Source organism: Natrinema soli (genome assembly GCF_028618695.1).
This window is the reverse complement of the sequence record NZ_JAQIVI010000402.1, coordinates 1-10478: the sequence shown is the minus strand read 5'-3', so window position 1 is coordinate 10478 and position 10478 is coordinate 1. Positions and strand designations below refer to the sequence as shown.

General features: G+C 64.1%; 15 protein-coding genes. 6 read left to right on the top strand and 9 right to left on the bottom strand.

Annotated elements, in window-relative coordinates; translation table 11 throughout:
• Positions 1–341 (bottom strand): aldehyde dehydrogenase family protein (locus tag PGX04_RS22165; protein WP_273740484.1); only part of this gene is annotated, 341 nt, incomplete at its 3' end.
• A gap of 205 nt (positions 342–546) precedes the next feature.
• Here PGX04_RS22165 and dpsA point away from each other — a divergent pair.
• Entirely contained in the window at positions 547–1092 is a 546-nt protein-coding gene (gene dpsA / locus PGX04_RS22160) for a DNA starvation/stationary phase protection protein DpsA (RefSeq protein ID WP_273740483.1), read from the top strand.
• A gap of 118 nt (positions 1093–1210) precedes the next feature.
• Here the strand turns inward: dpsA and PGX04_RS22155 are convergent, their stop codons facing one another.
• The gene (locus tag PGX04_RS22155; protein ID WP_273740482.1) at positions 1211–1378 is read right to left on the bottom strand and encodes a hypothetical protein; all 168 of its coding nucleotides are present in this window, start codon (positions 1376–1378) and stop codon (positions 1211–1213) included.
• Positions 1379–1622: 244 nt separating this feature from the next.
• On the opposite strand from PGX04_RS22155, the gene PGX04_RS22150 reads away from it, so the two are divergent.
• Together PGX04_RS22150 and PGX04_RS22145 are read left to right on the top strand one after the other, a co-directional pair.
• Positions 1623–1946: a hypothetical protein gene (locus tag PGX04_RS22150; protein WP_273740481.1), complete on the top strand. Its 324-nt coding sequence runs from the start codon at positions 1623–1625 to the stop codon at positions 1944–1946.
• Positions 1947–2018: 72 nt separating this feature from the next.
• Entirely contained in the window at positions 2019–2522 is a 504-nt protein-coding gene (locus PGX04_RS22145) for a macro domain-containing protein (protein ID WP_273740480.1), read from the top strand.
• 141 nt (positions 2523–2663) lie between these two features.
• On the opposite strand, the gene purM is transcribed toward PGX04_RS22145, so the two are convergent.
• The 3 genes from purM to PGX04_RS22130 form a co-directional block, all read right to left on the bottom strand.
• Complete coding sequence (gene purM, locus PGX04_RS22140; RefSeq protein ID WP_273740479.1) at positions 2664–3659, bottom strand: phosphoribosylformylglycinamidine cyclo-ligase; 996 nt, start codon at positions 3657–3659, stop codon at positions 2664–2666.
• A 138-nt stretch (positions 3660–3797) separates the two neighbouring features.
• Complete coding sequence (locus PGX04_RS22135; protein WP_273740478.1) at positions 3798–4451, bottom strand: metalloprotease; 654 nt, start codon at positions 4449–4451, stop codon at positions 3798–3800.
• Positions 4451–6220, bottom strand: coding sequence for a TraB/GumN family protein (locus tag PGX04_RS22130; protein WP_273740477.1), 1770 nt, complete (start codon positions 6218–6220; stop codon positions 4451–4453). The genes PGX04_RS22135 and PGX04_RS22130 overlap by 1 nt, the downstream gene beginning before the upstream one ends.
• Before the next feature lie 331 nt (positions 6221–6551).
• Here PGX04_RS22130 and PGX04_RS22125 point away from each other — a divergent pair, with 331 nt between their 5' ends.
• Positions 6552–7007 (top strand): acyl-CoA thioesterase, encoded by a 456-nt coding sequence (locus tag PGX04_RS22125; RefSeq protein WP_273740476.1) that lies wholly within the window; start codon positions 6552–6554, stop codon positions 7005–7007.
• Between the two features lie 199 nt (positions 7008–7206).
• On the opposite strand, the gene PGX04_RS22120 is transcribed toward PGX04_RS22125, so the two are convergent.
• The 3 genes from PGX04_RS22120 to PGX04_RS34760 form a co-directional block, all read right to left on the bottom strand.
• Positions 7207–7434 (bottom strand): hypothetical protein, encoded by a 228-nt coding sequence (locus PGX04_RS22120; RefSeq protein WP_273740475.1) that lies wholly within the window; start codon positions 7432–7434, stop codon positions 7207–7209.
• 340 nt (positions 7435–7774) lie between these two features.
• On the bottom strand, positions 7775–8554 hold the full coding sequence (locus PGX04_RS22115) for an HAD-IIA family hydrolase (protein WP_273740474.1): 780 nt from the start codon (positions 8552–8554) through the stop codon (positions 7775–7777).
• A gap of 94 nt (positions 8555–8648) precedes the next feature.
• The gene (locus tag PGX04_RS34760) at positions 8649–8771 is read right to left on the bottom strand and encodes a hypothetical protein (RefSeq protein WP_377043233.1); all 123 of its coding nucleotides are present in this window, start codon (positions 8769–8771) and stop codon (positions 8649–8651) included.
• A gap of 178 nt (positions 8772–8949) precedes the next feature.
• On the opposite strand from PGX04_RS34760, the gene PGX04_RS22105 reads away from it, so the two are divergent.
• Entirely contained in the window at positions 8950–9399 is a 450-nt protein-coding gene (locus tag PGX04_RS22105; protein ID WP_273740473.1) for a DUF7992 family protein, read from the top strand.
• Positions 9400–9505: 106 nt separating this feature from the next.
• Entirely contained in the window at positions 9506–9976 is a 471-nt protein-coding gene (locus PGX04_RS22100; RefSeq protein WP_273740472.1) for a DUF7992 family protein, read from the top strand.
• Between the two features lie 98 nt (positions 9977–10074).
• Here the strand turns inward: PGX04_RS22100 and PGX04_RS22095 are convergent, their stop codons facing one another.
• Entirely contained in the window at positions 10075–10215 is a 141-nt protein-coding gene (locus PGX04_RS22095; protein ID WP_273740470.1) for a rubrerythrin-like domain-containing protein, read from the bottom strand.
• Between the last annotated feature and the right edge of the window lie 263 nt (positions 10216–10478).

The window sequence follows — 10478 nt, the reverse complement described above, 5'->3', positions numbered from 1 at the left end:
TCGAAGCGCTCGGCCGCCTGTCCGACCTCGCCGCGAGCCGACGCAATCGGTTTCCCCGCCTCGCGGACGATGACCTCCGCGAGTTCCTCCTCGCGCTCGCGCAGTCCCTCGGCGATCGTCTCGCACCAGTTCGCGCGCTCGACGACCGTCGTCTCACGCAGTTCCGGTTTGATCTCGTGGGCGGCCGCGAGCGCGTCACGGGCCTCTGTCGGCCCCGCCGCGGCGACCTGTGCGAACGTCCCGCCCTCGGCCAGGTCCGAGACCGATAGCGCGTTCTCGCTCTCGAGCCACTCGCCGTCGACGTAGAGCCGCTCTCGCCGCTGTGCGATTCTGGTTGCCATGATCGTCTCTTGGATGTCGACACTGAAAATGTTTACTCAAGCCCGAAAAAATAAAGATGATATTGACGGTGTCGTTCGATAACACGTCCAGATCCCCCCTTGTCAAACAAATCACTGTCTATCGAGAACTATACTTTAGGTATACCAAAGAAATATTCACTCAGGGGAAGGCTTTATGTGGAATGCGCGTCTACTACGGAGTAGGATGAGTACTCAAAAGACCGTCCGCCAATCGGCAGACAGTGTCGAAGAGAACGCGCTTCGACTCGAGCAGGAAAAGTCCGAGCAGATCGTCGACGCGTTGAACACGGAGCTGGCCAACTCCTACGTCCTCTACCACCAGTTGAAGAAACACCACTGGGTCGTCGAGGGCGCGGAGTTCCTGCCGCTCCACGAGTTCCTCGAGGAGGCCTACGAACACGTCGAGGAAGGTGCCGACGTGATCGCCGAGCGAGCGCAGGCGCTGGGCGGCGTCCCCGTTTCGGGCCCGTCGAATCAGGAGGACCGCGCCACCGTCGAGTTCGAGGGCGAGGACGTCTACGATATCCGAACGATGTTCGAGAACGACCTCGAGATGTACGGCGACATCATCGAGTCGATGCGCGGCAGCATCGAACTCGCCGAAAACCTGGGCGATCCCGCGACCGCCGAGATCCTTCGAGAGATCCTCGTCACGCTCGAGGATGACGGCCACCACTTCGAGCACTACCTCGAGGACGACACGCTGGTGCTCGAGGAAGCGACCCACTGAGGAATCGAGCCCGAAACCGTGTCGACGATCGACTAGCGGAAACCGATTTTTCGCAGAACGAGGGAGCGTTCGCGGCGCGATACTGTCGCACCGATCGAGACCCCGAGCGGCGGCGCGATCAGCGTTCGAGGTCGATGACCAGATCCGTCGCGATCCAGCCATCGTTGTTGTTTCGTTCGGTAAAGACGATCTTTCCAGGGCGGGTCTCGTGACTGCTCACAATCGCTGCCGGCTCCTCATGTTCCTCGTCGAGATCGGGATCCTCCCGTCGGGCGGGTACGTCCATTACGCTGAATTAGGTAGGCCTAATTCTAAAAAGGTTTTGGTCGGCCTAAGATTCGGGATCGGCACAGGTGTCAGATTCGATGTGCGTTCGCGGCAGAATTTACTGCACTTGTACTCTGTCAGTCGCATCAAGGCCTGTAGCGTCGTTTTTGCCAGATATCCGTCGAACAGTCGCCGACTTTCCCGTGCGAGAGGGCCACGCGAAGATAGTATCTTTTTTCGGGCCGGAACGAAACGTTCGTCATATGAGTTCACACGAGAACCGGTCACAGGGCGCAATGGGTCGGCGAGGACGGGACCTGATTGCTCACCTGTTCGACGTCGACGTCGAGCACGTCGAGTCGCTGAGCTGGTCGCTCGGTAACCGGATTACCGTCGAAACGGACGCGGACCGGCTCTTCCGATTCGATCACCGACGGTCCACCCGAACGGTGACCGCGTTCGAGGTGACCGACTACACCTGCATCCTGCGACTCCGAACGCCGGTCGGCCGCGAGAAGTTCTACGGGATCGCGAACGCCGATATCGCGACCCGGCCGGTACGGGACGACTGGATTCGAACGGAGTGAGTCGCCCGAACACGGGTCGAGCCGAGGAACACCACGAGTAGTTTCATTGGGTTCGATCCGGAACCCTCGCGTATGGAGTACGATGTCATTCAGGGCGACATCGCTGCGCAGTCCGCCGACGCACTCGTGAATGCGGCCGGCACGAGCCTCCGGATGGGATCCGGCGTCGCCGGCGCGCTCCGACGCGGTGCGGGCGAGGAAATCAACGAGGATGCGATGGAGAAGGGGCCCGTCGATCTCGGCGCGGTCGCGGTTACCGGCGCCCACGATCACGATGCCGAGTACGTCATCCACGCCGCCGCGATGCCCCACTACGGTGACGGCGAAGCGACCGCTTCGAGCATTCGTGCTGCCACGCGCAACGCCCTCGAGAAAGCCGACGAACTGGACTGCCAGTCGCTCGTGATACCGGCGCTGGGCTGTGGCGTCGCCGGCTTCGACCTCACCGACGGTGCCGCGATCATCGGCGAGGAAATCGTAGACTACGAGCCCGACACGCTCGAGGACGTGCGATTCATCGCCTACAGCGACGAGGAGTTCGACGCGATCCGAGCCGCGACCGGCAACGACGAGTAGCCAGCACGCACCGCCGAGAGGGGACCGATTCGATCGATCTGCTGGCCGGTTCGGCGGAATGAACAGGAGAGTGAAGGCCCCTCCAAGGTGCCATCTCGGCGATGAAATGCGAACCGGTGTTCGAGGCGAGATCGACCGCGTTCAGGTCAGTGAGAGCCCGCGAATCTCGACAGAATCGCCATCTCCGACGCGGCCGATGAGCCGCCCGTCAGTTGCCGCGACCAGCCCGTCGGCCCGCTCCTCGGACAGCGCGACGACGAACCCGGTCCCCATGTTGAACGTCCGGTGCATCTCCTCGTCGGTCACGTTGCCCTTCTCCTGGACGAATTCGAAGACCGGCTGGGCCGGCAGCGGGTCGTCGATCACGTACTCGTGCTCGCCCATTCGCAGCAGATTCGTCCAGCCGCCGCCCGTGACGTGGGCCGCCGCGCGAACCCCGTGCTCGCGCATCGGCTCGAGCAGATCCGTATAAATCCGGGTCGGCCGCAACAGTTCCTCGCCGATCGTCCGCTCCGGATCGAGCGGGAACTCGTCGGTGTACTCGTGCTCGCGGGTCGCCGCTTCGCGAGCGAGGGTCAACCCGTTCGAGTGAATTCCGTTCGAGGGGAAGCCGACCAGCGCGTCGCCGACCTCGGCCTCGCCCTCGAAGATTTCGTCTTTGTCGGCCAGGCCGGCGCACGTCCCCGCCAGATCGAACCCCTTCACGACCTCGGGCATGACCGCCGTCTCGCCGCCGAGCATCGTGAGATCGGCCTGCTCGAGGCCGACCGCGAGCCCCTCGCCGATCTGGTTCGTGAGGTGCTCGTCGGGCTCGTCGATCGCGAGGTAGTCGACGAAGGCGACGGGTTCGACGCCCGCCGCGACGAGGTCGTTGACGTTCATCGCGATGCAGTCGATGCCGATCGTCGAGAAGTCCCCGATCGCCTCGGCGACGAGCAGTTTCGTCCCCACGCCATCGGTCGCTAGCGCGAGATATCGGTCACCGATGTCGAGCAGGCCGGCGTACTCGGTCCGCAGGTCGCTCCCGAAGGCCTCGAGCAGCGCCGCGGTCGCGTCCTCGCTCGCGTCGATGTCGACGCCGGTCTCGGCGTACGTGAGTCGGTCCGCATCGGTCTTCTCGTCGTCCGTGTCGGTCATACTCGAAGGACCTCTCGGGGCGAGCAAAAGGTCACCGGTCCGGCGGAGGGATCGACACTGCCGAGGAGAGCGCTCGAGGCGGTTATCGGGAACCGTCGCGGAGGGCCCAAGACGGTCGTCGGGAACCGCCTCAGGGATTCAAAAGAGCCCGAGGCGGACGATTGCGAACACGGCCAACACCACGCTCGGGACGAAGACCAGCGCGAAGACGCCCTTGTGCCACTGGAGGACGGACTTTCCGTCCAGCGGGCCGAACGGGATCATGTTGAACGCAGCCAGAAAGAGATTAATGACGATCCCCATCTGCCCGATCACCCCGAGAATGCCGGCGAAGAAGCCGGGTGCTCCGTAAAAGAGCAGTAACGGGAGAAAAAGGAGGGCGAGCAGGAGGTTCGTCACTGGTCCCGCAATTGCGATGAGTCCGTTCTCTCGCTTCGTGATCTGGCCCTGATGGTAGACCGCTCCGGGTGCGGCGAACAGGAACCCCACGACCGCACCCAAAAGCGCCAGGACGAGCATCTGATAGTCCGCTCGAAACTCCGCGAGCTGACCGTGTTCGATCGCGACGACTTTGTGTGCGAGTTCGTGCAGGAGGAATCCGACGCCCACGGTCACGAAACTCACGCCGATCGAGAGGACGAACTCCTCGAAGCTGGCGAGTCCCCTGTGAAACGGTGCTCGTATCAACGCGAACGCGATGCTCAGCGCGGTCCACGCGACGGCGAGGTCGCGCAGTTCCGTGTCGCTGAACGTCAGTTCGGGGTCGGGGTTCCGCTCGGTTCGATAGCTCATTACAGCAGCCCCCGGAGCAGTTCGAGACTGTTTTCGACGCCCTCGAGCAACAGCCCCATCAGCGCGTCGACGCCGCCGATTTCGGGTGCCAGCCACGGCAGTACGACGAATGGAAACAGCCCGGTCGCGATCATGCTCCCGATGTTCGTGAGCGCGACGATCATGATCAGGCGGAACAGCGGCACGTCGAACATCGCAGACATGGCCTCGTCGATCGGCCGCTCGGTGTCGTCGATAATCTCGTTGAGCGTCTGGATGTCTCGGACGTTGACCGGTCGGTTCCGGAGTTCGACGTAGCCGGCGAACCAGCCCGGCGCGAGCAGCGGGTTGATGCTCGTCAACCACGCGACCGCGCCACCGACGCCCGCACTCGTCCAGCGCGCGCCGGCCAGCCGCGCCAGCGTGAACGCGAAAATCCCGTTGAACAGGAACCAGGCGACGAACACCTTCAGCAGGAACGTGTTCCTGACTCCCGCCATGAGCAACAGGAAGAAGAAGGCGAAGAAGGCGACCATGATCAGGTAGCCGACGATCTTCAGCGGCGAAAATCGGCGGCTCGAGGCGGTGCCGGACAGCGATTCGACCGGTGGGATCTTCTCGGGGTTGAGCAGGTGGCGTTCGATGCCGGCTTTGTGACCGGCACCGACGACGGCGAGGACGTCGTACCCCTGTTCGCGGAGTTTGTGGAGGTTCGATGCGATGTAGGCGTCCCGTTCGTCGATCAGGGCGTTCGCGCCGCCCGGACTGAACTGGCGGAACTCTTCCATCATGGCGTCGACGACGTTGCCGTCGGTCATCTCCTCGATATCGACCTCCTCGATCTCCTCGACGTCGCCGCCGAACGTGTCGAGCGAGAGACCGAGGATCGCACCGATCGTCACGCCGATACCGAGTCCGGCCAGCGTTCCGACCGTCCCGCGGACCGCGTAGACGCCGACGTTCTCGACGCTCGCAGCGGAGAACGGCCCGACGAACGTCTCGGTCGCGACCAGTGCGAGACAGCCTGCAATACCGATGGCGAGTCCGGCGAGTAGTCGCCCCGAAAAGCCGGAGAGGGCACCGCCCGTGTATCGCTCGACGGACTCGAAGGAGGGGAGGAAGATGAGACCGACGAAGAGGCCGGTGAACGCGCCGATGGCTGCGCCGCCGGCGTACTGCAGCGGGGTGGACGCGAGCCCGCCGAACAACAGGAGGTCGCTGACGCCGAGTACGGGCGCGAGAAACGCGGCGAAGATGAGCCCGATGACCATCCCGGTGACGGCACCGAATGTGAGCCCGATCGTCCGCGGATCGGTCACCCCGAGCGCGAGGCCGCCGACCATCTTGAGTTTCTCGGTGAACGTGAGCCGGCTCCAGAAGCGCTGGATCGTCACCTGGATATCGCGGTCGACCAGTGCGACGCCGTTGCCGTTGGCTTCGGCGGCCTCGATGGCGGCTCGCATGTCGGCACCGGGCTCGATGTCGAACTGGTCGCCCAGACGGGACTGGACGTACGAGAGCATCCAATAGGCGAGAAACTGAAAGACGGTGTTGCCCGAGAGGAGATCCTCCGCTTCGATGTCGTCGGGCGTCCCGCCTTTCATCTGCCGGTAGCGACCGTCGTCGAGTTCGACGGCGACGACATCGGGGTCCTCCCGGTCGATCGTTTCGCGAACTTCGTCGACGCTAGCTTGCGAGACGTGTGCCGTTCCGAGAACCTCGACGGAGCCGCGCTCGCGGTCGGGAGGGGCTGGCGGCTCCGGCACGTCGGCCTCGCCTGCATCGCTCATTACCGGCTCAACTCGGCGGCGACTTTTACCAGTATCGAACCGCGAACCCGCGTCCCATCTCGAGGCGGTCGCTCCGATCGGACGAGCGAGAACCCGGATCAACGGGCCGGGGCGGCGAGACGACAAGCCGACGGTCGCTACCGGTCCCCGCGTTCGATATCGACTCGGCGTGTTCAGATGCTCTCCTCCACGGTCTCGAGCCCGACGCCGGCAGCGATCACTACTGGCCGAGGGCGATCACCGCTTCCCTGACGGCGATCGCCGGCTGCTCGCGGGGTGCCACGATCCGGGCAAAGCAAGACTGATTGCCGGCGTCGAAAAACGTCGGCCGATGACGGACCTCATCGAGACGGTGATCGAGAACCGCGAGATGGTACAGCCGAACCACGCCAACATGCTCGAGACGGCCCACGGCGGCCACGTCATGAAGTGGATGGACGAGGTCGGCGCGATGTCGGCGATGCGGTTTTCCGGAGAGACCTGCGTCACCGCCCGCGTCGATCAGATGAACTTCGAGCGGTCCATCGCCGTCGGCGACACGGCATTCATCACCGCCTACGTCTACGAGGCGGGCACCTCGAGCGTGAAGGTCAGGCTGATCACCGAGCGCGAGGACCTGCGGACGCGCGAGCGCGAGCAGACGACCGAATTGTACTTCGTCTACGTGGCGATCGACGACGATGGCTCGCCGACGACGGTGCCCGAGCTGACCGTCACCACCGAGGAGGGCGAGCGACTGCGGCGGGCGGCCCTCGAGAACGAGGCGGGGGCCGTCGACAGTTCGTGAGTCGCTGGTCGAACTGCTCCAGGCGTTCGTACGGCCGTCTGGGATCGTTCGATCTCTCTCGTGACTCGAGCGCTCGCCATCTGGAACGGGTGTCGCGGGTTCCGGCCGCGAACCCGACGGCACTTCCGATCGCCGTGAGGATGGAGACGTTCCGGAGTGAGTCCCCGATTCGAACCCAATCGCGCGAGTCGAAACCGAGCTACTCGGTGTCGACCGAATCAGTTCGCGGGTCGCGCTCCTTGACGTCTTCGAGGACGCCCTCGAGGGTCCCGCGCGTTTCCGCGATGGTGGCACCGACGAGACCACCGATCGCACCGCCGGTACTCGCGGCGTTTCGGCTGAACAGTCCGCCGATTCCCGCACCGACCGCCGCGCCGATCGCTGCGTACCGTGCGCGAAGCAACACTGCCGTTATACGTTCTCTCATATATTCTATATGGAGACTGTGACGGATAAATATATCTCTTGAATGTGCGGTGAGGCGGTCGATCCGGCGAGCAGTACGGCACGTTCTCGCGGGCAACACTTCGAGACGTGATAGCGGACGGCCTGCGGAACGATAGTAGCCACTGACGTCACTGCACACCTGATCGCATGAGAGTAGCGCGGTTCGGAGCGAGGCGCGGTTCGGAGCGAACAGAGTGAGCGAGAACCGCGGGAACGCGAACGGCGAGCGAAGCGAGCCGTGAGCGAACAGAGTGAGCGAGAACCGCTTGCGATCAGCGTGGAACTCGTTTCAGCGGCTACTATAGCGGACGAAGTCGGCCCTAGAGGAGCGTGTCGACCGCGGCCAGTGACTCGAGGACGTGGTCGGGTTCGACGTCGACCGCGGTGAGGGCCGCGCGATCGGTGACGCCGGTGAGGACGAGTGCGGTTTCCATGCCGGCACGATTCCCGAGCGCGATATCGGTGTTGAGCCGATCGCCGACGACCAGGGTCTTCGTGGGATCGGCGTCCAGCCGGTTCATGGCCGTCGCGGCCGCGATGGGTGACGGTTTCCCCAGGATCGCGTCCGGTTCGCGGCCGGCGACGGCTTCCATCGCGGCGAGGATCGCGCCCGAGCCCGGGATCTCTCCCTCGTCGATCGGAATCGTCGCGTCGGGATCGGTGCCGTAGAAGGGAACGTCCCCCTCGAGCGCCCGCAACGATTCCCAGAGCGTTCCGTACGAGAAGCTCTTGTCGAACGATCCCAGCACGACCTCGGCCGCATCGGGATCGGCCGTCAGTTCGACGGCCGCGTCGGCGAGGATCGCCTCGAGTCGTTCGCTGCCCACGAGGTAGACCCGCTCGCCGGGATGGGTCGCCGCGAGGTACTCCGCCGAGACGGTCGCGGAGGTGAGAACGGTGGCCGGGTCGACGTCGATTCCGTGAGGCGCGAGTTGCTCGCCGTAGTGGTCGGCCCCGCGCGTCGGGTTGTTCGAGAAGAGGAGCCGCGAACAGCCCGCCGCCTCGAGTGCGCGCAAGCCGTCGGTCGCACCGGGGAGCAACTCCTCGCCCCGAACGATCGTCCCGTCGACGTCGAGGATCACCGCCTCGTATGCTGTCATCGCCCGGCGGTACGGCCGGCCGTCGATTGAGTGTTTGGATGGGGCGCGAGCACGCGATAGCGGATCCCAGGTCGGCGCTCGCGAATCGCTTCGGTCAGCCCCGGCGCTCGAGCGACAGGTCGTCGGTCTCGACGCCCGTGGTATCGGCCCGCTCGGTGAGATACCAGCGCAGGAACCCCCCGATCACGATTAGGGCGGTGGCCGCGATGGCGTACACCGGACCGGCTACAGCAACAACGCGATTATCAGTACGTCGGCCAGGACGGATTTTATGGCGAACAACTCGACGAGGGAGTAGCTCCGTCCGCCGCGTATCGACGCGGTCAACGAATTCAGCGCGGACCCCAGTTGCGCAGCGGGAAAGCCCCATACCGTTGCCGACCGAACGAGTAGATATGACACTCGATGTCGAGGTTCCCGATCCGCCGAGGCTCCGCGGACCGCAGGACCCCGGCGATTACGACGCCGTCGACGAACCCGAAGAGTGGACGGGTGACGACGTCCGCCGCGAAGAGCTGGCCGACTTTCTGGACGCGGGTGCCTGGGAGGACGCGTTCGACGAATGGAGCGCGAACGCGTCCCTGACGGAAGACGAGTTTCGAGCGCTCCTCGAGCGAGGACTGTTCGCCGAACTCGACTTCTACTGGAACCAGTCCGCGGAAGACGTCGGGTACCGCACACCGCCGGTTCCGGACGAACTGGCGTCGACGCACGACGGACTCGATCAGAGTGATATCGACGACCTCGAGGAGGCGCTGGACTCGCTCGGTCGGACGGTGAGCGAAGTGCTCGAAAACGATTACATCCACCGCGACGGGGAGGAGTTCGGCTACACGTGGGACTGACACCCCCTTCCGCGTTCGCGCGGCGGAATCCCTCGCGCTGGGGTTGCCGTCTGTCGTCGACCGCGAGGAGGGAATTCTTATCCGGTAACCCGACCAACGACCGCGTATGACACTCGAGGTCGAACCCCCCGAGCCGCCGGAACTGGAGTTCGTCGACCCGAACGAGTACGAGGACGCGACCGTCAGCGCCGACGGGGCCGAGGAGATCGACTACCGTCGCGAGGAGCTACAGGGGTTTCTCGAGGACGGAGCCTGGACGGAGGCGTTCGACGAGTGGCGCGCGGACACCGATCTCGAGGAACAGGAGTACGGGATCGCTCGCGATCTCGACCTCTTCGCTGGTTTCGATTTCTTCTGGGACGACTTCGCCGATCGAGTCGGCTATCACGCACCCGGTATTCCGGAGGACTGGCAGGCCCGGGAGTACCATCCCGATCTCGATACCTGGGGGACGGTGTCGTCGATCAACGCCGAACTCACCGAGTTCGGCCAGATCGTTTCGGTCATCCTCAAGGAGGAGTACGTCGACTGGGAGGCCGAATACGAGCCGCCCGAGGATCTGCCGGACTTCGACTGATCGAACTCGCGGCGGTTCGACTCACCACGTGCTCCCGAAACTGGAGCCAGGAACCCCCGAACACAGTCGGGACGGGCGAGTCACACGTCGGATCGGTTCTACTCTCGCGGCACTGCGATATTGCGGACAGTGCCGTCGCAGTTCGGACAGGACTCGAGCGAGTCGGTCGTTTCTCGGTGGCCACAGCGCAGACACTCGTAGTGCGACCGTTCCGGCGAGTACGGGTCTTCGTACACCATGGGTAGTGTTACACTGCAACACGAAAAAGTGTTACGGCGATGCAATATTAGACGAATATAGACAACGTAAACCTCCCAAATCCGATTTATTATTGTACAATCGCCCAATACTCGCGAGACTATCGCGTCGCGACGATCGCGATCGTCTCCGGCCGAGCGCAGGCGCGTTCGATCTCGAAGCCGGCGACCTCGAGCCCGGCCGTGGCTTCGTCGAGTCCGAATCGTTCCGCGAGCGGTGGTCCGGCGTCCGCGTCGCCGTCGGC